The 26,605-nt window shown below is 38.9% G+C and carries 23 protein-coding genes, 5 tRNA genes and 1 other RNA gene; 19 read left to right on the forward strand and 10 right to left on the reverse strand.

Annotation, left to right across the window (positions count from 1 at the left end; translation table 11 throughout):
* Window positions 1–42 precede the first annotated feature (42 nt).
* Window positions 43–443, reverse strand: a transfer-messenger RNA (tmRNA) gene (gene ssrA, locus DQ356_RS03140).
* A 92-nt stretch (window positions 444–535) separates the two neighbouring features.
* Window positions 536–4,222, reverse strand: coding sequence for a choice-of-anchor L domain-containing protein (locus DQ356_RS03145; protein ID WP_114303009.1), 3,687 nt, complete (start codon window positions 4,220–4,222; stop codon window positions 536–538).
* Between the two features lie 205 nt (window positions 4,223–4,427).
* On the opposite strand from DQ356_RS03145, the gene rpsU reads away from it, so the two are divergent.
* The 18 genes from rpsU (at window position 4,428) to DQ356_RS03235 (ending at window position 14,307) form a co-directional block, all read left to right on the forward strand.
* On the forward strand, window positions 4,428–4,625 hold the full coding sequence (gene rpsU / locus DQ356_RS03150; protein WP_114303010.1) for a 30S ribosomal protein S21: 198 nt from the start codon (window positions 4,428–4,430) through the stop codon (window positions 4,623–4,625).
* Between the two features lie 71 nt (window positions 4,626–4,696).
* Window positions 4,697–5,569, forward strand: coding sequence for a tyrosine-type recombinase/integrase (locus DQ356_RS03155; protein WP_114303011.1), 873 nt, complete (start codon window positions 4,697–4,699; stop codon window positions 5,567–5,569).
* 51 nt (window positions 5,570–5,620) lie between these two features.
* Entirely contained in the window at window positions 5,621–5,911 is a 291-nt protein-coding gene (locus DQ356_RS03160; RefSeq protein WP_114303012.1) for an HPF/RaiA family ribosome-associated protein, read from the forward strand.
* A gap of 103 nt (window positions 5,912–6,014) precedes the next feature.
* Window positions 6,015–6,088 (forward strand) — tRNA-Thr (locus DQ356_RS03165).
* Between the two features lie 23 nt (window positions 6,089–6,111).
* Window positions 6,112–6,192: transfer RNA gene (locus DQ356_RS03170), tRNA-Tyr, on the forward strand.
* A gap of 85 nt (window positions 6,193–6,277) precedes the next feature.
* Window positions 6,278–6,350, forward strand: a tRNA-Gly gene (locus tag DQ356_RS03175).
* A gap of 52 nt (window positions 6,351–6,402) precedes the next feature.
* A tRNA-Thr gene (locus DQ356_RS03180) sits at window positions 6,403–6,474 on the forward strand.
* A 342-nt stretch (window positions 6,475–6,816) separates the two neighbouring features.
* Window positions 6,817–8,004, forward strand: a complete 1,188-nt coding sequence (gene tuf, locus DQ356_RS03185) for an elongation factor Tu (RefSeq protein WP_114303013.1) — start codon at window positions 6,817–6,819, stop codon at window positions 8,002–8,004.
* Between the two features lie 52 nt (window positions 8,005–8,056).
* Window positions 8,057–8,127: transfer RNA gene (locus DQ356_RS03190), tRNA-Trp, on the forward strand.
* Between the two features lie 12 nt (window positions 8,128–8,139).
* Window positions 8,140–8,346 (forward strand): preprotein translocase subunit SecE, encoded by a 207-nt coding sequence (gene secE, locus DQ356_RS03195; RefSeq protein WP_114303014.1) that lies wholly within the window; start codon window positions 8,140–8,142, stop codon window positions 8,344–8,346.
* Window positions 8,347–8,360: 14 nt separating this feature from the next.
* Window positions 8,361–8,903 (forward strand): transcription termination/antitermination protein NusG, encoded by a 543-nt coding sequence (nusG, locus tag DQ356_RS03200; RefSeq protein WP_114303015.1) that lies wholly within the window; start codon window positions 8,361–8,363, stop codon window positions 8,901–8,903.
* Between the two features lie 100 nt (window positions 8,904–9,003).
* Window positions 9,004–10,281: a Y-family DNA polymerase gene (locus tag DQ356_RS03205; RefSeq protein WP_114303016.1), complete on the forward strand. Its 1,278-nt coding sequence runs from the start codon at window positions 9,004–9,006 to the stop codon at window positions 10,279–10,281.
* Window positions 10,282–10,444: 163 nt separating this feature from the next.
* Entirely contained in the window at window positions 10,445–10,888 is a 444-nt protein-coding gene (gene rplK, locus DQ356_RS03210) for a 50S ribosomal protein L11 (protein ID WP_114303017.1), read from the forward strand.
* Between the two features lie 11 nt (window positions 10,889–10,899).
* The gene (rplA, locus tag DQ356_RS03215; RefSeq protein ID WP_114303018.1) at window positions 10,900–11,592 is read left to right on the forward strand and encodes a 50S ribosomal protein L1; all 693 of its coding nucleotides are present in this window, start codon (window positions 10,900–10,902) and stop codon (window positions 11,590–11,592) included.
* Window positions 11,593–11,604: 12 nt separating this feature from the next.
* Window positions 11,605–12,198 carry a 50S ribosomal protein L10 gene (gene rplJ / locus DQ356_RS03220; protein WP_114303019.1) on the forward strand — a complete coding sequence of 198 codons (594 nt, stop codon included), beginning with the start codon at window positions 11,605–11,607 and terminating at the stop codon, window positions 12,196–12,198.
* 48 nt (window positions 12,199–12,246) lie between these two features.
* Entirely contained in the window at window positions 12,247–12,615 is a 369-nt protein-coding gene (gene rplL, locus DQ356_RS03225; protein ID WP_114303020.1) for a 50S ribosomal protein L7/L12, read from the forward strand.
* Window positions 12,616–12,713: 98 nt separating this feature from the next.
* Window positions 12,714–13,799 (forward strand): DNA polymerase IV, encoded by a 1,086-nt coding sequence (gene dinB / locus DQ356_RS03230; protein WP_114303021.1) that lies wholly within the window; start codon window positions 12,714–12,716, stop codon window positions 13,797–13,799.
* A gap of 91 nt (window positions 13,800–13,890) precedes the next feature.
* Window positions 13,891–14,307, forward strand: coding sequence for a type II 3-dehydroquinate dehydratase (locus DQ356_RS03235; RefSeq protein ID WP_114303022.1), 417 nt, complete (start codon window positions 13,891–13,893; stop codon window positions 14,305–14,307).
* Window positions 14,308–14,377: 70 nt separating this feature from the next.
* Here DQ356_RS03235 and pckA read toward each other — a convergent pair whose 3' ends face one another.
* The 6 genes from pckA to DQ356_RS03265 all read right to left on the reverse strand — a co-directional run bounded on the left by pckA (window position 14,378) and on the right by DQ356_RS03265 (window position 23,185).
* On the reverse strand, window positions 14,378–15,982 hold the full coding sequence (pckA, locus tag DQ356_RS03240) for a phosphoenolpyruvate carboxykinase (ATP) (RefSeq protein WP_114303023.1): 1,605 nt from the start codon (window positions 15,980–15,982) through the stop codon (window positions 14,378–14,380).
* 120 nt (window positions 15,983–16,102) lie between these two features.
* A complete protein-coding gene (locus tag DQ356_RS03245) occupies window positions 16,103–17,005 on the reverse strand; it encodes a GYDIA family GHMP kinase (RefSeq protein WP_114303024.1) in 903 nt (300 codons plus the stop codon).
* 11 nt (window positions 17,006–17,016) lie between these two features.
* Window positions 17,017–17,883, reverse strand: a complete 867-nt coding sequence (gene fabD, locus DQ356_RS03250) for an ACP S-malonyltransferase (RefSeq protein WP_114303025.1) — start codon at window positions 17,881–17,883, stop codon at window positions 17,017–17,019.
* A gap of 79 nt (window positions 17,884–17,962) precedes the next feature.
* Window positions 17,963–19,615, reverse strand: a complete 1,653-nt coding sequence (locus DQ356_RS03255; RefSeq protein WP_228420618.1) for a LysM peptidoglycan-binding domain-containing protein — start codon at window positions 19,613–19,615, stop codon at window positions 17,963–17,965.
* A 38-nt stretch (window positions 19,616–19,653) separates the two neighbouring features.
* Window positions 19,654–21,240: a bacillithiol biosynthesis cysteine-adding enzyme BshC gene (gene bshC / locus DQ356_RS03260; RefSeq protein ID WP_114303026.1), complete on the reverse strand. Its 1,587-nt coding sequence runs from the start codon at window positions 21,238–21,240 to the stop codon at window positions 19,654–19,656.
* Between the two features lie 10 nt (window positions 21,241–21,250).
* Window positions 21,251–23,185, reverse strand: a complete 1,935-nt coding sequence (locus tag DQ356_RS03265) for a putative porin (protein WP_114303027.1) — start codon at window positions 23,183–23,185, stop codon at window positions 21,251–21,253.
* Between the two features lie 154 nt (window positions 23,186–23,339).
* On the opposite strand from DQ356_RS03265, the gene DQ356_RS03270 reads away from it, so the two are divergent.
* Window positions 23,340–23,990 carry a hypothetical protein gene (locus DQ356_RS03270; protein WP_114303028.1) on the forward strand — a complete coding sequence of 217 codons (651 nt, stop codon included), beginning with the start codon at window positions 23,340–23,342 and terminating at the stop codon, window positions 23,988–23,990.
* A gap of 298 nt (window positions 23,991–24,288) precedes the next feature.
* On the opposite strand, the gene DQ356_RS03275 is transcribed toward DQ356_RS03270, so the two are convergent.
* Together DQ356_RS03275 and DQ356_RS03280 are read right to left on the reverse strand one after the other, a co-directional pair.
* Complete coding sequence (locus DQ356_RS03275; RefSeq protein WP_114303029.1) at window positions 24,289–25,110, reverse strand: hypothetical protein; 822 nt, start codon at window positions 25,108–25,110, stop codon at window positions 24,289–24,291.
* Between the two features lie 20 nt (window positions 25,111–25,130).
* The gene (locus DQ356_RS03280) at window positions 25,131–26,600 is read right to left on the reverse strand and encodes a RagB/SusD family nutrient uptake outer membrane protein (protein ID WP_114303030.1); all 1,470 of its coding nucleotides are present in this window, start codon (window positions 26,598–26,600) and stop codon (window positions 25,131–25,133) included.
* Window positions 26,601–26,605: the final 5 nt, after the last annotated feature.

Raw genomic sequence — 26,605 nt, forward strand, 5'->3', positions numbered from 1 at the left:
TAGCAAAAAAAATCCGACGGCATTCCGTCGGATTATCTTTATTAGTGGAGCTGGAGAGATTCGAACTCTCGTCCAAACAAGCAATACGCAAGCTTTCTACATGCTTATTCTGCTATTGATTTTCGACTGTAAACAGAGAGCAAACACCCAATTTACAGCTTATCTTCTGAAGTTTTCGTTCCGGAACCGAAGTTTTCCCGGACTTATTTTCGCTTTTTCTATGCCCCGGACTCAGACGCTGCGAAACAGAGCTTCTGCGGGACATCTTGTTTCCTTACTATACTTCGGGAAAAACGCTTATCCTACTATGATTCAGATTAAGCAGCAAGAGCATACTCTTGGTTGCCAGTTAAAAATGTGCAGCAAGGGATTTAAGAGATCGCGCTGCGGTTCTCTGCATGCTTACTTACCCATTGGTCTTGCTGTCGAAACCGGTCAGCCCCAATTTGTAAGTTTGCAAAGATATGAAAAAATATCCTAATTTCTTTCTCTGCAAAAATGACATTCAGTGCCTCCCCTAATTTGTTGCAAATTATCACTCTCTGTTTTTCACAAGAATCCAGCCTTTCCGTATGATTGTTTTTTTCGAAATGGGATCTATCCATGTTACCTGATACCAATAGGTTCCGGTACTTACCTGAGCATTGGCATACATTCCACCCCAGATAGTTCTGGCAGGAGCGGAACGGAAAACTTCTTTTCCATACCGGTCGTAAATGGTTGCGGTGAAATCTTTGTATTTGCTGGCAGCTGTGAAATCAACATAATCATTCACACCGTCACCATTTGGCGTGATGGCATTAGGAACAAAAAATGTAAGATATTCCACCGTCGCATAGCAATTCACTCCTTTATAACGAACCGAAACATAATACGTCGTATTGCCAAGGATATTTCCAAAAACATTTGAACTTTGCCAGTTTATTCCATTATCTATAGAATACTCCATTTCTGCCGTTACATCTTTAACATTTATCGTTAATCCGTTTCCTTCGTAGATAATTTCATCAATTTCAGGAATGGGAGTATAAGTAGCTTCTGCTGTCAACTGTACGGAACACACTCCATTGCTGATAGTGACTGTGTATGTACCTGCTGTATCCACTTGTAAAGTCTGTGAAGTTTCGCCCGTATTCCAAAGATAGGTATATCCAGGTCCTGCTCCCGCATCAAACGTACCGCTGTCGCCTTTACAAAATTGAATATCCTGAAGCGTAGAAACTATTGCTGGAACAACATTAATGGTAACAGAAGCCGTAGTTCCTTCACAACCATTTGCTCCTACCCCACTCACGCTATATGTTGTAGTAACCGAAGGTGATACCGTCTGGGTATTTCCTGAGCCAGTGAGCCCCACCCAAGTATATGTTTGTGCCCCGGAAGCTGTTAAAACTACGGATTCACCCTGACAAATAGTGAGACTGCCTGCCGTCAATCCAATTACAGGCGGTTGATTATTTTCAATAACTGTTACTGTCTGCTGTTGAGAACAAGAGTTCCCGAAAGTATTGGTAATCGTAAGCGTATAATTACCTCCCTGATTCACAACGGGAGTCAAAGTATTCGCTCCGGACACAATATTTCCTCCTCCAGAAGCTGTCCAAAGTATATTGACCTGTCCTTGTGAAAAAGTGGAAGCAGAGGCATTCAAAGTTACGGAAGTATTGATACAGGTAATTTGTGCGGGTTGCGCAATCACAATATTAATCGGCGCATCCATCGTAACAGTGGCAGAAGCAGTGTATTGACATCCTGCCGGTGTTGTAACCGTTACGGAATAAGTTCCGGCTGCATTCACCGAAGTTGTTTGTGCATTGGAACCGTTAGACCATGCAAATGTATATCCTGTTCCGGTAACAACAGCGGTAAGCGTTGTTGATGATCCTTGACAAATAACTGTGTTTCCGTTAATAGACAAATTAGGATTGTTATTTTGAGCAATATTTACCGAAACTGAGGGACTGACGCAGTTACCATTAGAAACGGTCAATGAATAATTTCCCGGCGTTGTGACAGTGATGCTTTGCGTTGTTTCTCCAGTAGACCAAAGGTTTCCAGTTGCATAATTGGAAGTCAGAATAACAGGATCTGTTCCACAAATAGCGGGTGCAGATTGTGTAATAACCGGCGCAGGAGTTGATGTTACTATTAGTTGCAATTCTGCGATCTGGAAGCAATTTCCATTGCTCACCCGGACATAAATTATGGTATTCCCGGAGTTATAAGTTGCCGGAGTGGTAATATTATTTGTATTTCCTGCATTGGCATCTGCAAGGTTGGTATAATAGGTAAAAGTAACACCCGGAGTTGTACTGATATTTGGCTCTGCCGAGGTAAGGTCGAACGTAAAAGTATTCGTTACGGAACATTCATTCATCAAATAATTCTGCACGGCAGGAACCGGATTTTCTGTAACGATAGCAGATTGCTGAAACTGACATCCCGCTGGCGTTGTTACAGTCACGGTATAAGTCCCCGGTGCTGTTACGGTTATTTGCGAGCCCGCAACACCATTAGACCATAAAAATGTATTTCCGGTTCCGCCTGCTGTGGCTGTGAGGATGGTAGAATCTCCAGCACAGAAGGACATATTCCCGCTAATTTGAAGATTCGGGTCTGCACTTCCGGTAATGGTAATGGTGGCGGAAACACTGGCGCACAAACCAACGGTATTGGTAAGTGCATAAACTCCAGGAGTTGTAACATTGATCGATTGGGTCGTTTCTCCGGTAGACCATAAGTTTCCATTGGTGTAATTAGAAGTGAGCGTAATGCTTCCTGTTCCACAAATCACTGTTCCGGATGCGGTAATCACCGGTGTTGCAGGCTGAGCTTCCACCGTAAGCTGCAGTTCGGCAATATCGCTACACTGCGTACCGATTACTCTTACAAAAAGAGTAGTATTTCCAGAAACGTACGCTGTTGGATTAGTAATAAAATTATTGTTTCCCGCAGTCGCATCTGCCAGATTGGTATAATATCGAAAAGTAACACCCGGAGTTGTACTGATGGAATTTTGTGCTGAAGTAAGATTAAAAGTGGCTGTATTGCTGGCTGAACAGACGCTCAAAGAAGCATCTAAAGCCTGAGGAAATGGCAATGTCGTTACTGTAATTGAAGCATTTCCCGGGCAAGTTGTATTGGGAACATGCACTTCGACAGAATAAACTCCAGGCTGGCTAACCGTGTAAGAAACACTGGTAGCTCCGGGGATAAGATTATTATTGAAAAACCACTGATACGTAGCACCTGGAACTGCAACAGAAGCGTTGAGCGTTTGCGAACTTCCCTCACAAATGCTGATGCTGGAAGGTAAATTATTTCCGGAAGGATCAGTCAATTGTACGCCGATATTGAAAGAACCTGCCTGAAGAAATACGCCGGTATCAAACTGCCTGTCCGTGTAATCTGCCAACACCATTTTGAAACGGTAGGTTTCTCCAGGAACTACTGTCGCTGTCGCTGTTAGGGGAATCGTTCGGCCTGCGAAATTCGTTTCTATGTTGGTCGAATTATATCCTCCGAAATACTGCTGATTGATCGCAGGACAGGATGGGGAGACATACGGATGAATATTGGTTACTCTTACCGGTGTTCCATTCGGCAAAACAGCAATATTGGTATAGGTAGGATCAGTTACTTTTTTTAACAGCAATGCAAAACCATCACTGAAATCACACTGATAATTCCCGTCATATTCTTCTGAAGCAAAAATATAATTGAATTTTATCTCACTGGTGACCGGAGTAAAATCAAACTGGATATAAGTAGCATCAAATAGTTCGCTATTCGCCACGCCTAATGCGTTTGCCAAATCAAGATCACCTGCCGTTGATAAATTTCCAGAAAGATTAGGAATAAAGGAATTTCCCGCAGTATTTGCCGGGCCTGTCATAAGTACTACTCCATCGTTAAAGGGAAAATTGGTAGTCCCCTTATTAAAATAACCCCATGAGCGATTGGTATTGGTTGCCGTAAGATTAGGAGAAACAATTACATTTGTTACATTCGCTGTACAATTTGAACCACCGGTAATCAAAACATTTTTTATCAAATCCTGAATACTATAGGCACTCTGAGGATATGCTGGCGTATTAACATTAATAAAAGCTCCTGCTTTCATCGTGGCTGCTGTTGCAACTTTAGGCTTATTTTGAGTTCTTTGCGCCACAACAAATGAGCAGAAAAAGAAAAACAAAATCAGTACTATTGTTTTTTTCATTATATCAATTTATTAGGAATCATTATGTATAATACTGACTTGGAGACTATTATCCGTATCCCTATTATCACTATGTTCCTTGTTTTTCAAAAATTAAAAGTGGTTAAAAATAGTAATTATTTTTTTATAGCTCCTTACAAGATTTTAATATTTGGTGGCTTCAAAAAAAAATTTTACTTTTGCAAACCAAAATGAGATGTAATATATGTTAATAATTCCAGTAAAAGACGGAGAGTCTATCGACAGAGCCCTCAAAAAGTACAAAAGAAAATTCGACAAAACAGGCGTAATACGCAAGTTAAGATCGAGACAGCAGTTTATAAAACCTTCTGTTATCAAAAGACAGAAGATTCAAAAAGCCGCTCATAAGCAAAGAGAGGCCAGCTTAGAAGAGCAGTCGTAAGATTTCCTTACACACATACCATATCACTTTCCGAATCGTTATATTTGGAAAGTGATTTTTTATTTCTACCCATGACTGAAAAATTCATAGAACATATCATCGTAGAAAAACGCTATTCCGCACACACCATCACCAGCTACCGCAAAGACCTGGCGGATTTTCTGCACTTTTATTTAGAGACAGAAGGTTCAGAAAATTATCTTCAGGCCGATAAAAAAATCATCAGAAACTTCATCGCTTATCTCGGAGAAAAGAAACTAGCGAAAAGAACCATTAACCGCAAACTTTCCACCCTCCGAAGTTTTTACCTTTTTCTTTTAAAAATAGGTGAAATCAAAGCCACGCCGATGGAAAACATCTCAACCTTAAAATATTATCCCGAAATTCAAATCCCTTTTTCCCGGGATGAAATGGCAAATCTACAGATGCTTTTATCTGATTCTGAACAATTTTTTGAAATGCTCATCATCGAAACGCTGTACCAGACCGGAATGCGGAAAGCCGAACTGTGCAATCTCCTTTATCAGGATGTGAATTTGAAAGGAAATGAAATGAAAGTGACCGGAAAAGGCAACAAGCAAAGAATCATCCCTTTCTCCGATGAACTGAAGCAGCAACTGGAGTTTTACGCAGTCCAAAGAAAACCATTGAAAGACAACGAAAAATGGTTTTTCCTCCATCCCAAAGGCAAAAAACTGGGAGAAAAATTTGTCTATTCCATCGTAAACAAGTACCTTAGTCTTGTCACTTCAAAGAAGAAAAAGAGTCCCCATATTTTAAGGCACAGTTTTGCTACTCACGTCTTAGAAAATGGGGCTGAAATTTCTAAAGTAAAAAAAATAATGGGCCATTCGTCCTTGGCATCCACACAAATGTACACGCATGCCAATATTGAAAAGTTGAAAAAAGTATTCGGCGAGGCTCACCCCAGAGCAAAGAAATAAACGAAGGTGCAACAGGCACAAATTTTTAACCTTTAATTAAATAATGCAGTTATGAAAATCACAGTACAATCCCTTGGAGTTACTCCTCATGCGCCACTGGAAGAACATCTGAACAAAAAAATATCGAAACTCTCCACTTTTTACGATAAAATTTTGGAATGCCAGGTAGTCCTGAGAGTGGAAAATACCAACGAGAAGGAAAATAAAACTGCCGAGATAAGATTAGTAGTTCCCGGAGATGATATTATAGTAAAAAAGACTTCTGAGAGTTTTGAAGAAAGCGTGGATCAATGCGTGGAAGCCGCTAAGAGGTTGCTAATCAAGAAAAAGGAAACCGCTTGATTTTTTTTCTAAAAAAATACTAAAGTAAATTTGTAGATTTCAAAAAAACAATCATATATTTGCACTCGCAAAAAGAGATCAGCGTTCTTTTGAAATCTATTTTGCCTCCTTAGCTCAGTTGGCCAGAGCACGTGATTTGTAATCTCGGGGTCGTGGGTTCGAATCCCTCAGGAGGCTCTTGCAACATTTATCTTAAAATTGGGGAGATTCCAGAGCGGTCAAATGGGACTGACTGTAACTCAGTTGCTTCGGCTTCGCAGGTTCGAATCCTGCTCTCCCCACATTTTTTGATAAAAAACTTTTGCAGATTTCAGAAATTAAATTAAATTTGCACACCGTTTACCAACAGATTTGTAAACACAAATTGCGGAAGTAGCTCAGTTGGTAGAGCGTCAGCCTTCCAAGCTGAATGTCGCGAGTTCGACCCTCGTCTTCCGCTCAAAGAATCACAACCAAGAAACGGCTTGTGATTTTTTTTTAAAATTATAATTGCCGACGTAGCTCAGGGGTAGAGCGTTTCCTTGGTAAGGAAGAGGTCGTGAGTTCAAATCTCATCGTTGGCTCTACAGAATCACAATCTTTTTGGTTGTGATTTTTTTCATTTTTAAGGTAAGCAAGTAGACGGGAATTCCCGTCTGCTTTCAGAAAGAAAATTACATCTTATATCCAGAAAATCTCAGCATTACAGGAATTCTTTCATGACAACACTATAAAAACTGCAAAGTATTTTTAAAAAAGAGATAATTTTATTACCTTCGCAGTCTCATTTTTATGTGGGTTCCACTATCGCAAACTGCTGATTTTGAATATTTAGACTTTTTTTAGCAAAAAGGAGCTTGATTTTCAAAATTTCACTATATTTGCGCACTGAAATTTTAAAAGTAATAAATTAAATATTTAAAATCATGGCAAAGGAAACGTTTAATCGTAACAAACCACACTTGAACATTGGTACCATCGGTCACGTAGACCATGGTAAAACTACACTTACTGCAGCAATCAGTAAAGTATTATCTGACAAAGGATTGGGTACTGCAAGAGACTTCTCTTCTATTGACTCTGCACCAGAAGAAAAAGAAAGAGGTATTACTATCAATACTTCACACATTGAATACGAAACTGCAAACAGACACTACGCTCACGTAGACTGTCCTGGTCACGCCGACTATGTGAAAAACATGGTAACAGGTGCTGCTCAGATGGACGGTGCTATCCTTGTATGTGCTGCAACAGACGGACCGATGCCTCAAACAAGAGAGCACATCCTTCTTTGCCGTCAGGTAAACGTACCTAAGGTAGTAGTTTTCATGAACAAAGTTGACATGGTAGATGATGCTGAGCTTCTTGAACTTGTAGAACTTGAATTGAGAGATCTTCTTTCATCTTACGAATATGACGGAGACAACTCTCCTGTAATCCAAGGATCGGCTCTTGGTGCACTTAATGGTGAGCCAAAGTGGGTTGCGACTGTTGAAGAATTAATGGAAGCTGTTGATACTTGGATCGAACTTCCAGTAAGAGATCAGGACAAGCCATTCCTTATGCCAATTGAAGACGTATTCTCTATTACAGGTAGAGGTACTGTAGCAACTGGTAGAATCGAGGCTGGTGTTATCAACACTGGTGATCCAGTTGATATCGTAGGTATGGGTGATGAAAAACTTACTTCTACTATTACAGGTGTTGAGATGTTCCGTAAAATCCTTGACAGAGGTGAAGCTGGTGATAACGTAGGTCTATTGTTGAGAGGTATTGAAAAAACCGACATCAAGAGAGGTATGGTAATCGCTAAGAAAGATTCTGTGAAGCCACACAAAAAATTCAAAGCGGAGGTTTATATCCTTTCTAAAGAAGAAGGTGGCCGTCACACTCCATTCCACAACAAATACCGTCCACAGTTCTATGTAAGAACTACTGACGTTACTGGTGAGATCTTCTTGCCAGAAGGAGTAGAGATGGTAATGCCAGGTGATAACATCACTATTACTGTAGAATTGCTTCAACCAATCGCTCTTAACGTGGGTCTTAGATTTGCGATCAGAGAAGGTGGTAGAACAGTTGGTGCTGGTCAGGTAACTGAAATTTTAGATTAATATCTAACTCAATATAAAGTTCTGTAAGGAAACTTACGGAACTTTTTAATCTACGGGCATCGTCCAATGGTAGGATACCGGTCTCCAAAACCGTTGATCTGGGTTCGAATCCTAGTGCCCGTGCAAATAAAAATTATGAGTTCATTTGTAGATTTTATTAAAGGTTCCTACACCGAATTTAAAGATAAAGTAGAATGGCCAAAATGGCCTGAACTACAATCCTCCACGATTGTAGTAACCGTAGCTACCATCATTCTCGCTTTATTTACATTCGGCGTGGATGAGTTGTTCTCCAAATCGATTAGAAATATTATCGATTTGCTGACAAGCTTGTTTAATTAAAGTATTTCCTGAAAATGAGTGAATTGAAATGGTATGTGCTGAAAGCCATCAGCGGACAGGAAAATAAGGTGAAAACTTACATCGAGAATGAGATGAAGCGCTTGAACTTCGAGTCTTACGTCACTCAAGTAGTTATTCCTATGGAAAAAGTTATCGTGATGAGAAACGGTAAAAAAGTTCCAAAAGAAAGACCTTATTATCCCGGCTACCTAATGGTTGAGGCTAACCTGATGGGAGAAATACCACACATTATAAAAAATATTCCGGGAGTAATCTCGTTTCTAAGCCTTACCAAAGGCGGCGATCCTGTCCCTATGCGAAAAGCTGAAGTCAACAGGATGTTAGGCAAAATGGATGAACTCTCGGAGTTTGCTACCGAACTGGAGATTCCTTTTGTAATAGGAGAAAGCGTGAAGGTGACCGATGGTCCTTTCAATGGTTTCACGGGTACAGTAGAAAAAATTCTGGAAGACAAAAAGAAACTGGAAGTTTCGGTACTCATCTTCGGACGAAAAACACCTATGGAACTCAGCTTCATGCAAGTGGAAAAAGTATAACGATCAAAATAGAATCGTCTCTTTTCAGAGACGATTTTTTTATCCACAATATTCTCCTATTTCCATTTTATCCCTATAACTTTGTTGAAAATTTTCAGCAATGTTTGCCCTTATCGACTGCAATAATTTCTTTGTAAGCTGCGAGAGAACTTTAGATAAAAGTCTCATTGGCAAACCTGTAACTGTACTTTCCAATAACGACGGCTGTTTTATATCCCGAAGTCAGGAAGCCAAAGATCTTGGTATTGCGATGGGTGCCCCGCTTTTTAAATATAAAAAGATAATTGAAACTCATAACATCCAGTGTCTTTCCCCCAAATTCGAGCTGTACAATTATAAAAGCCAACAAGTAATCCGTACTGTTTCCAGCCTCATTCCGGAATATGAAGTGTACAGTATAGATGAAATATTTTTCAGTTTAAAAGGTTTTGAACGGTTTTTCGATATCAAAAATTATTGTCAGATAATTCGTCGTACAGTAGCTTCCGAAACGGGCATTCCCACATGTATCGGCATTGCACCTACGAAAACTCTCGCCAAATTAGCCAATAAAATCGCAAAGAAATTTCCCGATACGTTCAATGGTGTCTATCTGATGGATACCCAAGAGAAAATCGAAAAAGCCTTGAAGTGGTTGCCTGTGGAAGACCTTTGGGGAATCGGCAGAAAACTGGCTGCTAAAATGCATGATGCAGGCGTTTATAAAGCCCATGATTTGACTCAAAAACCTGAAATGTGGCTTCGTAAAGTGATGGGAATTCACGGCGTGCGGATGATGAGAGAACTTCAGGGCATTCCTCAGCTCCCTTTGGAAGAGCCTTCCATTGCAAAACAGTCCATCGCTACCACCCGAAGTTTTATCGAGATGATTGCTGAGAAAGAGCAACTCCGGGAGCGCATCAAAACATTTTCATTCGTTTGTGCCGAAAAATTAAGGAAGCAGAATTCCTGCTGCAAAAGGATCACTGTTTTCATCCAGACCAACCGATTTCATAAAACTTCAGGCGTGTATAACGGCGTACTTTCCTATACCTTTCCCAATCCCAGCAGTTCATCCGTTACGATTTCTAAAGCTGCCGACATTTTGTTTGAAGCACTGTATAAAGAAGGATTCCGCTACAAGAAAGCCGGCGTAATCGTTACAGATCTGATTCCGGATAACGAAAGACTTATCAATCTTTTTGAAAAAGATATAGAACAAAAACATATTCCCGTAATGAAAGTAATGGATTTTCTCAATAGGAAATATGGGAAAGACAAAATCCGTCTGGCTTCCCAAAGCGGAAAACCCACCTACGAAAGGAGAAACCTGCCGCCGGAATATGAAGAATTCTTAAAAAGCAATACCCTTCCGGAAGCCAGTTTCAGGTTTCATTGAAAAAAGTACATCTCTTTTGATTTTTAATCATTTACTTGTTTGTCGTTTCAAAAAATATCCATACTTTTGCAAACTCAAATACCGCTTTGTGAGGTGAGATAAGCAATCGGTAGAATAATAATGCTTCCAAATTCATTAATTATTCATAATTAAAAAACAAAAAATGGCTAAAAAAGTCTTTAAAATGGTAAAACTTCAGGTGAAGGGTGGCGCTGCCAACCCGTCTCCTCCAGTAGGTCCGGCATTAGGATCTGCAGGGGTGAACATCATGGAGTTTTGTAAACAATTTAACGGAAGAACCCAAGACAAACCCGGACAAGTTTTGCCTGTAGTAATTACAGTGTACGAAGACAAATCTTTTGAATTCATAATCAAAACTCCTCCTGCTGCCGTCCAACTGATGGATGCAGCGAAGTTGAAAAGTGGCTCCGGAGAACCCAACAGAAACAAGGTAGGGTCTGTATCATGGGATCAGGTTAAAAAAATTGCTGAGGATAAAATGAGCGATCTAAATTGCTTCACCCTAGACTCTGCATTGACTATGGTAGCAGGTACTGCAAGATCAATGGGAATCAGAGTGACAGGAACTAAACCCGCTAACGCTTAAAACGTATTGAAATGGCAAAACTGACGAAGAAACAAAAAGAAGCTTTAAGCAAATTAGAAAAGGGGAGAATTTATAATCTGCAAGAAGGCTCTGCCCTTGTAAAAGAAGTAAATACAGCAAAATTCGACGCTTCCGTAGATATCGCAGTAAGACTGGGTGTAGATCCCAGAAAAGCGAATCAAATGGTGAGAGGTGTAGTTTCTCTTCCGCATGGTACTGGTAAGGACGTAAAAGTTCTCGCACTGGTAACTCCGGATAAAGAAGCCGAAGCCAAAGCTGCAGGTGCAGATTATGTAGGATTAGACGAATATCTGGATAAAATCAAAAGCGGATGGACAGATGTTGACGTAATCGTTACCATGCCTGCCGTTATGGGTAAATTAGGCCCGTTAGGTAGAATATTAGGTCCAAGAGGACTGATGCCGAATCCAAAATCGGGGACAGTAACTATGGAAATCGGGAAAGCCGTTTCTGAAGTGAAAGCCGGTAAAATTGATTTCAAAGTAGATAAATACGGTATCGTTCACGCTGCTGTAGGAAAAGTTTCCTTTGATGCTGATAAAATCAAAGAAAACGCTGCAGAATTAATTCAAACATTGGTTAAGCTGAAGCCTACTGCTGCGAAAGGAGTTTATGTGAGATCTATTTATCTTTCTTCTACCATGAGTCCTGGAATTGCAATTGATACCAAATCTGTAAACTAAAATCTGAATACAATGACTAAAGAAGATAAAGTACTGGTAATACAAGAAATAAGAGACCTGTTACAAGACGCGAAAGTGGTATATGTGGCAGATCTTGAAGGCTTGAATGCTGCGAAGTCATCAGATTTCAGAAGACAGGCATTTAAAAACAATATCAAGGTAAAAGTAGTAAAAAACACACTTTTACAGAAAGCAATGGAACAGATGGACGTAGATTTCTCTGAAATGTTCGTCTCTTTCAAAGGAAACTCTGCCCTGATGATCTCCGAAACAGCTAATGCTCCGGCAAAACTGATAAAAGATTTCAGAAAAAAAGAAGAAAAGCCAGCCCTAAAATCTGCCTATCTTCAGGAAACCATCTATGTAGGTGACGAAAATCTGGAAACTTTGGCCAACATCAAATCGAAAGATGAAATGCTTGGAGAAATCATCGGATTACTTCAGTCTCCAATTCAAAGACTTGTTTCTGCTCTTCAGAACAGATCTGAAAGCGAAGAAGCAACTACAGAAGAAACGGCTCCGGCTGAAGAAACAAAAGCTGAGGAAACTCCAGCCGCAGAAGCTCCTGAAGCTGCTGCAGAAGGCGAAACCCCAGCTGCTGAATAATACACACTCAAAAAATCATAATCGTTCAACATTTAAAACATTATCACAATGTCAGATTTAAAAAACTTAGCGGAAACGCTTGTAAACCTTACAGTAAAAGACGTAAATGAATTAGCTGCTATCCTTAAGGATGAGTACGGAATCGAACCTGCTGCTGCTGCAGTAGTAGTATCTGGCGGAGGTGCCGGAGAAGCTGTTGAAGAAAAAACAGAATTCGACGTAATCCTGAAAGCTGCCGGTGCTTCTAAACTTGCTGTAGTTAAATTGGTAAAAGATTTAACTGGCGCAGGACTTAAAGAAGCTAAAGATATGGTAGACAGCGCTCCTGCTCCAATCAAGCAAGGAATTTCCAAAGATGAAGCAGAAGCTCTCAAGAAGCAACTTGAAGAAGCTGGTGCTGAGGTAGAATTGAAATAATTCTGATCTTTTATACTATATAAATCCGCTCCAACGAGCGGATTTTTTATTGTTATTTTCTGAATCTTTGGTTCCAAAATAAGCCATAAATTTGCATGATGGATTTTCCGCAGCGCAAAATTATACATGTTGATATGGATGCATTTTATGCGTCAGTAGAACAGCACGACCATCCCGAACTTCGCGGAAAGCCCGTTTGTGTAGGCGGCGGAAAATACGGCGTGGTAGCTGCAGCCAGCTATGAAGCCAGAAAATTCGGGATTCGTTCTGCAATGCCGGGAAAACTGGCTTTGGAAAAATGTCCGGAATTGATTGTGATAAAACCGCGCTTTCAACGGTATAAAGAAATTTCGCAACAAATTCGCCAGATTTTCCATGAATATACTGATCTGGTGGAACCGCTCTCTTTGGACGAAGCTTATCTGGACGTTACCGAAAATAAAAAGGGAATCGAATCGGCAAATCAAATTGCAAGGGAAATCAGAGAAACGATTTTCGAGGAAACCGGGCTTACGGCTTCCGCAGGAATTTCCGTTAATAAATTTTTGGCTAAAGTCGCCTCGGATTATAACAAGCCGAACGGCCAGAAAACCATTCATCCCATCCAAATATTGGAATTTATGGAAGAACTTCCCATCGAAAAGTTCTATGGAATCGGGAAAGTTACAGCCAACAAAATGCATCAAATGCACATCTTCAAAGGGTCAGACCTGAAGAAAAAATCTCTGGAAGAACTGGTCCGAATTTTTGGAAAGTCAGGAAATTATTATTATCACGTGGTTCGCGGAATTCACCGGAGCGAAGTGAAACCACACCGCATTCAGAAAAGTGTAGGTGTAGAAGAAACCTATTGGGAAAATCTTCTGGACGAAGAATCGGTTTTCAAACAGTTAAAACTTATCAGTGAAGATTTAGAAGAAAGGCTGCGCCGAAAAGAAATCCGCGGCAAATCGCTTACCCTGAAAATAAAATACCGGGATTTTTCTGTTTATACCCGAAGTAAAACTCAGGAAATGTACTATGAAAACTTGGAAGATTTTTACAAAACTGCTAAAAAACTCTGGGAACTGCGGCCTTTTGATAAACCTGTACGCTTGCTTGGATTGTCGCTTTCCAATCTCAATACACAGGAAAAAAAACAGGTTTCGGTACAACTGAAAATTCCTTTTCCGGAATTGGATTAGTTTTAAATGATTTTGTCCTATTTTAATCTCAGTATATTTCTCAATCTATTGTCCTTGTTTCCTTATCTTTGATTAAATTTCAAAAAAATACATGAGAATATTAATAGTAAACGGCCCTAATCTGAACCTGCTGGGAACTCGCGAACCGGAAATTTACGGAACAGTGAGCATGCAGGAATTTCTGGATCGGCTAAGAGATAATTTTCCTGAAAATGATATTGCTTTTTTCCAGTCTAACCATGAAGGTGAAATTATAGATCATTTGCAGGACAGTAGTTTTGATGCTTTAATTATCAATCCCGGAGCTTTTTCGCATTATTCTTATGCGATTGCCGACTGTTTGAAAAACATTCAAAAACCCAAAATTGAAGTTCATATTTCTAACATTTACCAACGGGAAGAATTTCGCCAGAAATCTGTCACAGCCAGGTACACCGATGCTGTGCTTTCGGGCTTTGGTTTGAATGGATACCGGCTCGCAATACTAAGTTTACTGAATCAACAATAATTCATTTTTAGAATCAAAAAATCCTCAAACTTCAATGCTTGAGGATTTTATTTAAGTTTAAAATAGGCTATTATAACTGAGGCCCTGCTGCGATCAGTTTTTTGGCTTCTTCGTTATCGCAATATTGCTCAAAATTCTTGATATACCTTCCGGCCAAATCTTTTGCTTTGGTCTCCCATTCAGCAACATCCGAATAAGTTTCTCTCGGATCCAGAATTCCTTCAGATACTTTTGGAAGTGAAGTAGGAATTTCAAGATTCATGATAGGAATTACCGTTTTAGGTGCATTTTCAATAGATCCGTCGATGATGGCATCAATAATGGCACGGGTATCTTTCAATGAAATTCTTTTGCCAGTTCCATTCCAACCGGTGTTTACCAGATAAGCTTTGGCTCCATGTTCTTTCATTTTCCCGATCAGTGTTTTCGAATACATCGTGGGATGCAATGTAAGAAACGCCTCACCGAATGCAGGTGAAAATGAAGGTTGTGGTTCCGTAATTCCTCTTTCAGTTCCCGCCAGTTTGGAGGTATAGCCGCAAAGGAAATGGTACTGTGCCTGATCTTCATTCAAAACAGAAACCGGAGGCAAAACTCCGAAAGCATCAGCTGAAAGATAAACGATCTTTTTGGCGTGACCCGCTTTTGATGGAAGTACAATTTTATTAATGTGATAAATAGGATAAGAAACCCTAGTGTTTTCGGTGATGGAATTGTCCGTATAATCTATTTCTCCATTTTCTTTTACCACCACATTTTCGAGAAGTGCATCTCTTTTAATGGCTCTAAAAATATCCGGTTCTTTTTCCTCTGATAAGTCAATAACTTTTGCGTAACAACCACCTTCATAGTTGAACACACCATTATCATCCCATCCATGCTCATCATCTCCGATTAAATAACGTTTCGGGTCTGCAGAAAGTGTAGTTTTCCCGGTTCCGGAAAGTCCGAAGAACAGTGCAACATCGCCGTCCTCGCCAACGTTGGCAGAACAATGCATAGAAGCCATTCCTTTCAGCGGAAGGTAATAATTCATGATGGCGAACATTCCTTTCTTCATTTCTCCGCCATACCAAGTTCCGCCGATAATCTGCATTTTTTCAGTAAGATCAAACATGATGAAGTTTTCAGAATTCAATCCTTGTTCTTCCCAGTTTTTGTTGGTTGTTTTGGAACCATTGATTACTGTAAAATCCGGAGTTCCGAAATTTTCCAGTTCATAATGAGATGGACGAATAAACATATTGGTCACAAAATGAGCCTGCCACGCAACTTCCATAATGAAACGGACTTTAAGTCTCGTATCCGGATTGGTACCGCAAAAAGCATCTACTACATAAAGTTTCTCTGCTTTAGAAAGCTGATCGAGAACCTGCTGTTTACAATCTGTAAAAATTTCAGGCGTTGTCGGCAAATTCACTTTTCCATCCCAATTGATGGTTTCTTTGGTAACATCATCTAAAACGATATATCTATCCTTAGGCGAACGTCCTGTAAAGATGCCTGTTTCCACTGCGATAGCACCAGAATCTGTAAGAATACCTTTTTCAAAACCTTCATTAGTTTCTGCTACTTCATCCTGGTATAATTGCTCAAAACTTGGGTTGTACACCACTTCATGGTCACCATTAATTCCCATGTTTTTCAGATCCTGGATAATCTTGAAATTTCTCATATTTGAAAGGGTTTATTTTTTAGTTTGAAGATTTCCAAATTTAAATAAAAAAATGGCATTTTACTGAGAAAAGCATACTGATTTAAATCAGGATAAAAACCCAACTGAATGAACTGATTGTCAGAGTACTAAATCCCGCCATTCGAAAATGCGGGTAAAATTTCTATCTGAAAAATATTTTTTGTAATCCCCGAATTTGGAAGCCAATACAAAATCTCCGCCCCAAGCTCCCAGACTTTTTATGAATCCTCCGTATTGTGGGAAATATTTTTCTTTGGCTGTTTCTATTCCTAAAAAAGAAGAAATCAACAATTCGTGACGATTCATGTAGAGTGTAAGTTCATCTATGGTTTTTGCCAAGAAAACAGCTTTGGTAATTTCAGAAAGTTCATGAATAAGTTCGTTATTCCTCGGTTTGGAACGGTACAACGCAATCCCGTCCCTGCTGTCCTGTTTTTGGTTAAGATGAATAAAAATAAGTTCATTCTTAAAACCGGGATCAAATTCAATCCTCATAATTTTATTTTCCGGCAAAGTCTGATACAAAATCGGGGATTTTTCTTGTGCTACTGCGATATCGTATCCGCTGCCTCCCAAAGCCAATCCATTAAGTAGAAATGGATCAATTTCTGCCCATTCTGCAAGATTATTCATTAATGTAGAACTGCTTCCCAAGCCAAAATCGGGAGGAAACTGAAGATTGGTTTTCAAAAAATAAGAATTTTCTTTATGAAATCTTATATTAGAAAGATCCTGAACATGTTGAAGGACACTTACCACAAATTTGGCAGGAGTTTCCATATTGGTATCCAGAATCGTCCAGTTTCTGTAATTTATTTTGATGCTGAGCCACAATTTTTCCTGATGGTAGGCTTGCCAAATGATCTCAGAATTGCGATCGTGAATTTCTTCAAAAAAAAACTCTTGTCCTGGCTTTGTAGGTATAGCCAAGGCAAGAGCTCCGTCTAAAACGAAATATTCTGAAGTTAGTAATAATTTTCCGGGTGAAAAAATGCGGCCCACTTTCTCTGTTTTTACGATACCGCTACTTCGGCATTAATTTTTCTGATCAGGCCCTGAAGCGTTTTTCCTGGTCCAACTTCTACGAATTGTGTCGCTCCGTTTTTAATCATATTTTGTACACTTTGTGTCCATTTCACAGGGCCGGTGAGTTGTGCCATCAGATTTTGTTTAATCTCTTCAGGATCAGTAACCGCAGTTGTAGTAATGTTTTGGTACACCGGAATCATTGCTTTCCGGAATTTCGTTTCTTCGATAGCGTTGGATAAACGATCCTGAGCCGGCTGCATTAAAGGTGAATGGAATGCGCCGTTAACGGGTAATATTAACGCTCTTTTAGCTCCTGCTTCTTTCAACAATTGACAGGCTTTTTCTACTGCTGAAGTTTCTCCGGAAATTACCAGTTGTCCGGGACAATTATAATTCGCAGGAACTACAATCCCTTCTACAGATTCGCAAATTTCCTCTACTTTATGATCTTCCAGCCCCAAAATAGCGGCCATTGAACTTGGATTGGAATTGCACGCTTCTTGCATTGCCTTCGCTCTTTCGGAGACCAATTTCAGGCCATCTTCAAATGAAAGAACTCCGTTGGCTACCAGAGCAGAGAATTCACCTAAGGAATGTCCCGCTACCATTTCTGCGCCAATAGTATTGGTTGCTTTCAGTTCAGCTAAAGAATGTATGAATATAGAAGGTTGAGTAATTTCAGTTTTCTTCAGATCTTCTTCTGTTCCGCTAAACATAACGGACAAAATATCGAAACCAAGGATATCATTGGCAGATTCCATGAGATCTTTAATGTCTTTCCGGGAATCATAGAGTTCTTTTCCCATCCCGACAAACTGAGATCCCTGCCCAGGAAATACAAGTGCTTTCATTAGTTTTATTTAAATTGACAGCAAATTTAAGCAAAAAATATTTCCTGAAACATGACGGCGGTCATCAACAGAAATAAGACTAACGAAGGAGACGGACTATTCGGTACCCGGTATTGACGTATGCTCCGTTTCTTTGAATTCTGGAAAATTCAAATTTTGTGGCCAACTGAGTCTGTGGTTTGCTAATCTGTTTGAAGATTTCTCCCTTTGTATTTTCGCGCATCAGCATATCATTCACCACATCAAACCCGATAACTGCGTATTTAGAAGGTGTTTTACAATATTTGTCTTTGTATTCAGCTAAAATTTCATTCTCAAAACGGCCCTCAGTGTTTATTTTTCTGTCCATCAAATACACCAAACTGGTTGCACTGAGTTCATCTATATTTTTTTCGAAAGCCGGCACATAATACATGCTGAATGCTTTGATTCCCTGAACTTCCTGAGACAAGGTGATCATTTTATTCGCAAATACTTCGCCAACACTGTCATTATTATTGGCCAAAACTGCGATTACTGGTGCTTTCTGCCCTGTCATCATGTTGGTATCCGCCTGAATTTCGTTGGCTGAATTTACGATGATGATTTGAGGCGTTTTAAGAGTTTTCATCAAACCTGATCTGATATAATTAGCTTTGGACTTATCAGAATCAGCTACAATATAAATTCTTTGATCCGAGTATACCGCTTTTACTTCGTCCATAATGCGGTCTGCATACACCTGATCATTGGTTTCCATGATGATCAGATTGCTGAATCCATACAAATCTTCTGAATTGGCAAACGGCGCAACAATGGGAATTTTAGATGTTTTCACGTAATCCAAAACTTCCAGAACGCTGGATTTAAAAAACGGACCGATGATAAGATCGGTATTGTCCTTATTGATTTGGGTAAGTGAGTTTTTGAAGGTGGCTTCATTTCCGGCATCAATGATTTTCACATTCAGTTTTTGTCCTTTTTTTGCATTTCGTTCTATGGCAAGCTTGGCTCCAGAAAGGAAATCAAGAGAAACGTTACGGTATTTGCTATCATTGGAATCATAACCGAATGGCAACATGATGGCAACATTCAGTTCGTCTCCGGATTTTTTAACATACGCAGGATCTGCTTTTCGGATTTTAAGTGTAATACCTGGTTTCAGTCCGGAGGATAAGGCAGGATTCAGTTGGATCAGTTCATCCAGCGCAATTCCAAATTTATTGACAATTCCAAAAGTGGTATCGCCACTCTGAACAGTATAAGTCACGAAATCATCTGAGGAAACACCGGTTGTAGTGTAAGTATTGGATGAAACAGGAATATTAGCTTGTGATTTGGGTGAAGTAACTTCTTCCAAAAGTTCGCCGTTTCCGTATTTTTTAATATTTTCCAGAGGAAGAATAATCCGCGAACCTGCTTTCATCTGGTTGTTAAGATCAGGATTCAGTGCTTTAAGATCAGTTTCTGAAATACGATATTGTTTTGAAATACCATAAATGGTTTCCTTTGGTTTCAGGATAATATAACCCAGCTGTTTTGAACTGCCCTTTCCGTCAAGGCGAAGCACCTCTCCAATTTTAATATTTCCATCTTTGGATTCGGGGTTCAGACGCAAGAGATCGTCCACAGAAATATTGTATTTTCTGGAAATACCAAACAAAGTATCCCCTTTTTCTACGGTGTGAGTTTTTTGGGCAAACAGGCTTACAAAAAAAAGCAATCCTGAAAATATGAATAATTTCTTTATCATGTACAGTATAGAATATTTGCAAAATTACCTTTTTCAACTCAATTCACAAGAACAAGCAAATTGGGTTGCAAAACGTCCATCTCTTCTAAACAAGTTTCAAGCCAAGCCCGGCCTTCGTCTGCATAAAAGACACTAAAGTTGAGTACTCTTTCCTGCCAGATTCCGGAAGGATTTACGGTGAGATAAAGTTGCTGAAGACGGGAAACCAACTCGTGCTGTTTTCTTTTTTCGGCCCGCAGCAATCTTTTTTTCATTCTTTGGAAAGATTTCAGCTGCCTGATTTCTTCTGCTTTCACGAGATTTCCGAAAGATTTCTCAGTCAGTTCGGACACGTTTTTTAGCTCTGAAAAACTGGAAACCAAAAGGCTCTCAAGGCGTTGAATATTATCCAATATCTTTTGATTTTCTAAAACTTTCTGATCTGTAATCTTTTGAAAATTATTCAAAAAATCGCGAGGCGAAAGTTCCAGTTTTTTTATTTTATTTAAAGTTTTTTCAGTAATCCACAGCATTGAATTTCTGGGAACCAGCACGGGAAATGGCAATTGTATGGATTTAAAATAATCTTTCAGCTGCAGCCAGTACATGATTTCCGCATTTCCCCCAATATACATAATGTTCGGCAACACTGTTTCCTGATATACCGGCCGCATGAGGGCATTGGGGCTGAATTTTTCAGGATTGGAATGCAGCTCCTGCTCTATTTCATTTTTTGTGAAAGTGATATCAGTATCTACAATATTAAATTTTTCTCCGTCAAATTCAATTCGGTTTCGCGTTTTAGAAAGATAAAAAAGGTTGATTTCCCTCGGGTTTACCTGAGCTTTTCCGTAATTTTCAATCAGAAAATCTACATTTTTTTTGGATTCCTTCAGCAAAGAATTATTATTGAGTTCCTCTTTAAAAACAGGAATCATCAGTCGTTTCAAATCCATTTCATTTCCGTCGAGAATCAAAAGACCAAATTCTGAAAAAAGCCGGTTCACCAAAATTCGGGTCGCTTCCGCCAATTTATTTCCCGTTCTGTAAGCTTCCTTCATCATCAAAATCAACTCGGTGCCAAAAACAGAATTTTCAAATTCGCTTTCAAAATTCTTTATGAAATCCGTATCGCTGATGGAAATTTCACCGACAGCGCCTCCATTCTTTTCATTAATTTCATATTGCCTGCCGAAGGTTTTAAAATGATTGATTTCTTCAAAATCATGATCTTCTGTTGCCATCCAAAATACAGGTACGAACTGATACTTCGGAAATTTTTTCTTCAAAAACTGACTGGTTTTTATGGTTTGCAGGATTTTATAAATAAAGAAAACCGGCCCTGTGAAGAGGTTCAGCTGATGTCCTGTAGTGACAGTAAATGTATTTTCATCACGAATTATGTTCAGGTGATTTTCCTGCTTTTCGGAAAGAACCACCGTTCTCATTTGTTTCTCGAAAATCTGAGAAAGTACGCTGCGTTTTTCGGAAGAAAAATATTCTTTTCTGGCCTGAATTTTTTGCTCAATATTCTGTAGACTAAAATTTTCGCTTCGGAAATCCTCTATACTTCCTGCCAAAAAATCTTTGATAAGTTGGGGAATATTGTCAAGATCTGCGAATTGTATTTTCTCAAGTAATTTCAAAACTCTCAGTTTAATTAATCATATACCAAACGATTCCGATATTGATGCGGAAATCATAAAACGGATAATGAGGAGCGGTGTAGGTAGTATTATTGGCAAGAATAGTATTCAAATGCTGACCTTCGACAAAGAAAAACATTCGCTTCACTTTCATGTTGATATAGGCATCCACAATGGGTTTTCCACCAATAGAAAAAGGATTCGCGTTCTGAAGTGTGAATTCATTCAACACCGGAAAATAGTCTCTTGATTCAAATTTCGTGAAATAATGAACTTTGATTCCACCTTGTAATTCCGCGGCATTTTTAAAGGCTTTCGTTTGATAAAAAAGATTTGCCCTTCCTATGACATTCGGAGCTGGAAAAAGCTCTTTATTGGTGAGTGTATTCTGGAACAGAAGTCTGGTATTAAGCCTGAATTTGTTATAATGAAATGTAGCTTCACCTCCGATTTGTGAAATATTGACCGAGGTGTTGCTTTGCGCAGGCTGGCCTTCTGCATTGAAATAAGTAAAATTATCAATCCTGAAATATTGCGCGAACAACTGAGAGTTAAACCATTTCAAATTCATATTTCCTCCAATTTCGAGAATATTCTGATTCTTAAAATCCATGAAATTGTAATTCATTTTTCTATAAGGAGAAGTATTCAGAAGATAATTAAATGAAGGCGCAGAAGACTGAAAATTCACTTTTGCATCGATAAAATATCCAGTAAAGGGTTCAAAATGAAGAGTGTTGGCGGTCCGGATAAAATTACCGAAATGTTCGCCTCGGGAGATTTCAAGATCTGCATTCAGAGCTATTTTGTTCCAGAGATTTATTTTTAAATTTCCTACTGCTCCAATTCTGTCTTCACGGATTTCCTGTGGGACATTCAATTGTCCTATTTCCAAGGGTTCATACACGCCAAAAGCAATATTCTGATGACGAATTCCTGCATTCAACTGAAATTTTTCATAATGAAAAATCAAAGCGACTGTATTGCTCAAATTATTAGAATATTTACCGGTGGACAATGGGAAACCGCTAATAATTTGCGTTGGTTGATCATAGAAAAAAGGCTGAAGTCCTGTCTGACTGAAAAAATATTTATTTCCCTGATGAGAAATGGTATGTTGAAGTTTGAAGGGAAAACGTTCCGGATTAAAGGGAGAAAACTGATGGCCAAGATAATATCGACGGTAAGAAAACCGAGAGTCGACGCCCTGTAAATTGACTTCAACATTGGCCCGGTTGCTATACGCTTCTGCCCCGCTGAGAAAAAGACTGTCATTCACGATACCTCCATTTTCCTCACTATTTACATTTTGGTGAATAAAATGCGCAAAAGCTTCATATTTATTGTTTCTGGATTTAAAATGCCCTGAAAAAACAGTGTTATTATTCACTGCAAGGTTGTTGCTGTAATTTCCCAGTGATCGCAGTCCCATATATTCTATTGCGAAATTGAAAGTTTTACCAATGTTTTGGGTATAAGTACTGTTCAGTGCTACACCATTTCGCATGGCATTATGATAAACAAAAATCGCAGTGGGAGTTTTAACGTCATAATACCTGATATCTCTAATTCCTAAAATATTGTGTGCTTTATTGGAAGGAAGCAATGTGAGGTTCTGCTCAGGATCATACTCATAAACCAGCGGATTAAACCCTGTTCCGATATTGGCAAACTGAATTTTTCCGAAATTATCTCGGTTATTATATTGCGTGAAAATATAAGTTTTATCATAAGAAAGCACAGTGTCCAAAATTCTCTTCTCTGAAAACTGAGTGTAAAACTTATAATCCTGAATAGTTGGTTTAAAAATAATAAGGGAATCCTTCGTACCGGAATCCACTATGACAGAATCCTGAGTCTGGATCCGGTTAGAATCCGTTTTGTTAACAATCTGAGCGTTAACAATAAGACCGGTAAAAAAAAATACTAAAAGTAGATATTTCATGGACAGGTGTGTGGCCACAAAAATAGGAAAAAAGAAAGACAAACAAGACCTACAGAGCAACAAGACACAGTTAAAAATAAGACGAATAAAACCAATGATTTTGGGTACTTAAATCGAAAAAAAATCATTAAATTAGCAGCATAAGTGAAAAATCATGAAAAAAACAATTACCTCAATTTTTTTGCTACTTTCTTTATCGCAAATACATGCTCAAACTGACCTTAATTTCAACGGTTTCAGACTTGTCGAAGACATATGGTTTAAAGGGGTTTTCCAAGAAAGTATGACCGACATTGCTGGCTCACCATATTATGATTCAAATTTTCAGGCTGCTAAATTAGTAGGTACAGAAGAATATTTGCCTATACGTTATAATGTATTGCATGACAATCTAGAATTCATCAGGGACGAAAAAATAATGGTAGTACCTCGAGAAGAAATTTATAAAAGTTTTAAATTTACCCATAATAGTGAACAGATAGATTTAATTGATAACACTTATTATATTAAATTCTATCAAGGCAAAAATGTAAGTGCTTACAGTAAACCAAAGGTGAGATTTCAAAAATCAGAAAAGGCTGCTTCCGGCTACCAAGATGACAAACCAGCGAAATTTATTAATCAACCTACAGATTACTTTCTTCAGATTAATGGTTCCCTAACTCCCGTACCAAAAAAACATAAAGACTTTATACAGTTGTTTCCTGACCGAAAGGATGAACTTCAGAAATATTTAAAAGCTCACCGGCCAAAGTTGACTGACAAAAACGATCTAAAAAAAATTTTACAGTTCATAAACATATAAAATTTATAGCGATGCGCTGAGCATCGTCTATACGCGAAAGTTCGCGATAAAATAAAAAAAAAAGCTGTCTACATAAGTTGTGGGACAGCTTTTTTTATAGACTAATTAAAAAATAGCGTGATGATTTTTAACCGATTAATTGACATTTATAGTCAAAATGATTGAGCATCAGCAATCTCTTACAACTCTAAGAATCACTCTTAACACATATTGTATGTTTTACATTTTCTAAATCAAATTATCAATCATAAAAATGCCCCTCAATTGAGGGGCATTCAAATGTATTATTTTACGTTGATTAGAATCCAGTGAAGTTCTCAACTTGATTCAAGAACCCTGCGTTTGTCCCCTCTAACATAAAATTAGCTTGTATCACTAACTTTTTACTACACATATCTATAGATGATGCTTTACCAGGGATTGGGGTCACGATTGCCTCCAGCCCTGCATAAGGAGCACTCTGATAAACATAACCTGACTTCTGTGGCTCATATGTTACCACGCCTTCGTCATTATATCTGAATATAAAATTTGTACCAGGCTCTGGATAATCCAAAATCCTTAACGTGTTAGTTGATCCAGGAACTTCTTCAATGGTGTAAACACCAGTACCATTCCATGTTCCAGCATAAGTGAACGGCGCAGAAGTTCCTCCGCTTAAGAAATCACTAACTAAGCACTGAAGCTTCCAGTTCAGGATGAACTCATTATCAAAAACAGCATTAGCAATCGTAGAAGATTCCAGTTTAAATACCGCTTTCTTCAAATCACTCGGGCTAGCCGGTTCCAAAAGTCTTATTGAGAAAGCACCACCCGTTTCCCCATTTGCTAATTCATCTGTTGGATTTAATATCACGAAATCTACACCTTCAACAGCAGTAGATGAAGGATCCACTACTAATTTTACTTGATGAGATCCTGTTACTGGCTGGATTACACCGTACTTTACTTGAATGTCTTTACTTGCACTTCCAATTGTAACTACTTCGTTTGTTGCAATTCCAAAATTGAAATGCAGGTAAGGAGATCCAGTATATCCTGGCTCTGTATGGTCTTCGCGACAAGCTGTGACCAAGAACAATAGCGAGAAAATCGCTAATAAATATTTGATACTTTTCATATTGTTAAAAGAATATAAAATTAATAATTAGGATTTTGAACGATAGTTGCGTTCCCTGCTATTTCTGCTGCAGGAATTGGGAAAGTCCATCTGTAGTCACCAATAGGCAAAGTCAATGGAGCATTTAAACCAGCACCACCATCATCCAATGGGCTTCTGTCTATACTTACTCCAGCCTTTGCACCAAGACGACGTAAGTCAACATATCTATGACCTTCAAATGCTAATTCAGCTCTCCGTTCCTTCAATATATCCGCATATGCCTGCGCTTGGCTTGTGTATACGGGCACTGGAATAGTAACATTCATAAATCTTCTGGCCATTCTCACATTATGGATAATTGTTGCAGCGGTGGTAAAATCGTTATTATATGCTGCCGCTTCCGCACGAATAAAATGTAATTCAGTCGTTCTGAAAACTTTTATATCATTCCTAAGTGGAGTATTCCCTTTACCTGGATACTTATTTAAGATCTTTACTGTTGCTGATGAAGTTTCATCTACAAACGCAGCGTGTCTAATATCGTAATCAGGATTCCATAATGCATAGAGATTCATTCCTATTTTCAGCAATGGCGATCCAGTAATACTTGTCGTGTTTGTAGTCCAGAATCTCGCTATTTCACCCCATGTACCCGCAGAAGGTCTACTAAGAGCAAAAATAATTTCTCCCTGACTTGTATCAGCCCACATAGCTCTGTAAGGATTAGAGGCCGTATTACTTGCTGCGCCTAACATAGCAGGAGCGGTAGCCAAAGCTGCTTGAGCATATTGATCCGCAAGAGTGTAGTTTTCTCTGTAAGTATACATCCGGGCTCTTAGCGCATTAATTAAAGTCTTCGTTACTTTCTTATAAGTAAGGGGATTAGCAGTATCTGTATCCCAAAGATTAGCCTCTGCAAAATTCAGATCAGACTCAATCTGAGCGTAGATTTCGGCATTAGTTGCCCGAGGAATCTGTGCATATAAATCTGGTACACCCTCTAATAAAATCACACCTAGTGCGCTATCATCAGTCATATCTTTGGTAAAATAAGACTGGAGTTGCAAATACGCAAACGCTCGTGCTGCCCTTGCTTCTGCAAGAATCGAATTATATCTTTGGGTTTCTACTCCAGCCTCAGGAGTGATTCTCTCTGCTGCTTTAAGCAATCTGTTTACTCTATTAATAGCTCTATAATGACTTCCCCAAGTTCCAGCTACGTATCCATTATCACTTGTAAGGATATATCTGAATTCAGAAAAATACCATCCAGAATTACTTGGAGCTATCCCTGTTTCATCTGTGAAGACAGAAGTGAGAGAAATTTCATTAGTAGTATCAAGAGCTCCATACACATTTCCGTTGAGGAAACCTCTTAAATCTGACACGTTCTGGAGAGCAACTTCTTCAGTAAGTTCACCCTCTTGAATGATGTCTACAGCATCCCTACAGGACAAAACTGTAAGTGAGGCCATAATAACATATGCAAATAACTTTATTTTTTTCATTGTAT

The sequence above is a fragment of the Chryseobacterium lacus genome (genome assembly GCF_003336205.1).
In the GTDB taxonomy this organism is placed as follows: Bacteria; Bacteroidota; Bacteroidia; order Flavobacteriales; family Weeksellaceae; genus Chryseobacterium_A; species Chryseobacterium_A lacus.

What these genes read in the sequence shown, in the direction of transcription:
- dinB (WP_114303021.1), top strand. Translation starts at nt 12,714, where the DNA reads ATGGATTTTCCGCAGCGCAAAATTATACATGTTGATATGGATGCATTT.
- DQ356_RS03160 (WP_114303012.1), top strand. Translation starts at nt 5,621, where the DNA reads ATGAAAATCACAGTACAATCCCTTGGAGTTACTCCTCATGCGCCACTG.
- DQ356_RS03270 (WP_114303028.1), top strand. Translation starts at nt 23,340, where the DNA reads ATGAAAAAAACAATTACCTCAATTTTTTTGCTACTTTCTTTATCGCAA.
- fabD (WP_114303025.1), bottom strand. Translation starts at nt 17,883, where the DNA reads ATGAAAGCACTTGTATTTCCTGGGCAGGGATCTCAGTTTGTCGGGATG.
- tuf (WP_114303013.1), top strand. Translation starts at nt 6,817, where the DNA reads ATGGCAAAGGAAACGTTTAATCGTAACAAACCACACTTGAACATTGGT.
- DQ356_RS03155 (WP_114303011.1), top strand. Translation starts at nt 4,697, where the DNA reads ATGACTGAAAAATTCATAGAACATATCATCGTAGAAAAACGCTATTCC.
- DQ356_RS03145 (WP_114303009.1), bottom strand. Translation starts at nt 4,222, where the DNA reads ATGAAAAAAACAATAGTACTGATTTTGTTTTTCTTTTTCTGCTCATTT.
- rpsU (WP_114303010.1), top strand. Translation starts at nt 4,428, where the DNA reads ATGTTAATAATTCCAGTAAAAGACGGAGAGTCTATCGACAGAGCCCTC.
- DQ356_RS03275 (WP_114303029.1), bottom strand. Translation starts at nt 25,110, where the DNA reads ATGAAAAGTATCAAATATTTATTAGCGATTTTCTCGCTATTGTTCTTG.
- DQ356_RS03280 (WP_114303030.1), bottom strand. Translation starts at nt 26,600, where the DNA reads ATGAAAAAAATAAAGTTATTTGCATATGTTATTATGGCCTCACTTACA.
- rplA (WP_114303018.1), top strand. Translation starts at nt 10,900, where the DNA reads ATGGCAAAACTGACGAAGAAACAAAAAGAAGCTTTAAGCAAATTAGAA.
- nusG (WP_114303015.1), top strand. Translation starts at nt 8,361, where the DNA reads ATGAGTGAATTGAAATGGTATGTGCTGAAAGCCATCAGCGGACAGGAA.
- rplL (WP_114303020.1), top strand. Translation starts at nt 12,247, where the DNA reads ATGTCAGATTTAAAAAACTTAGCGGAAACGCTTGTAAACCTTACAGTA.
- pckA (WP_114303023.1), bottom strand. Translation starts at nt 15,982, where the DNA reads ATGAGAAATTTCAAGATTATCCAGGATCTGAAAAACATGGGAATTAAT.
- rplJ (WP_114303019.1), top strand. Translation starts at nt 11,605, where the DNA reads ATGACTAAAGAAGATAAAGTACTGGTAATACAAGAAATAAGAGACCTG.
- DQ356_RS03235 (WP_114303022.1), top strand. Translation starts at nt 13,891, where the DNA reads ATGAGAATATTAATAGTAAACGGCCCTAATCTGAACCTGCTGGGAACT.
- DQ356_RS03255 (WP_228420618.1), bottom strand. Translation starts at nt 19,615, where the DNA reads ATGATAAAGAAATTATTCATATTTTCAGGATTGCTTTTTTTTGTAAGC.
- secE (WP_114303014.1), top strand. Translation starts at nt 8,140, where the DNA reads ATGAGTTCATTTGTAGATTTTATTAAAGGTTCCTACACCGAATTTAAA.
- DQ356_RS03265 (WP_114303027.1), bottom strand. Translation starts at nt 23,185, where the DNA reads ATGAAATATCTACTTTTAGTATTTTTTTTTACCGGTCTTATTGTTAAC.
- DQ356_RS03205 (WP_114303016.1), top strand. Translation starts at nt 9,004, where the DNA reads ATGTTTGCCCTTATCGACTGCAATAATTTCTTTGTAAGCTGCGAGAGA.
- rplK (WP_114303017.1), top strand. Translation starts at nt 10,445, where the DNA reads ATGGCTAAAAAAGTCTTTAAAATGGTAAAACTTCAGGTGAAGGGTGGC.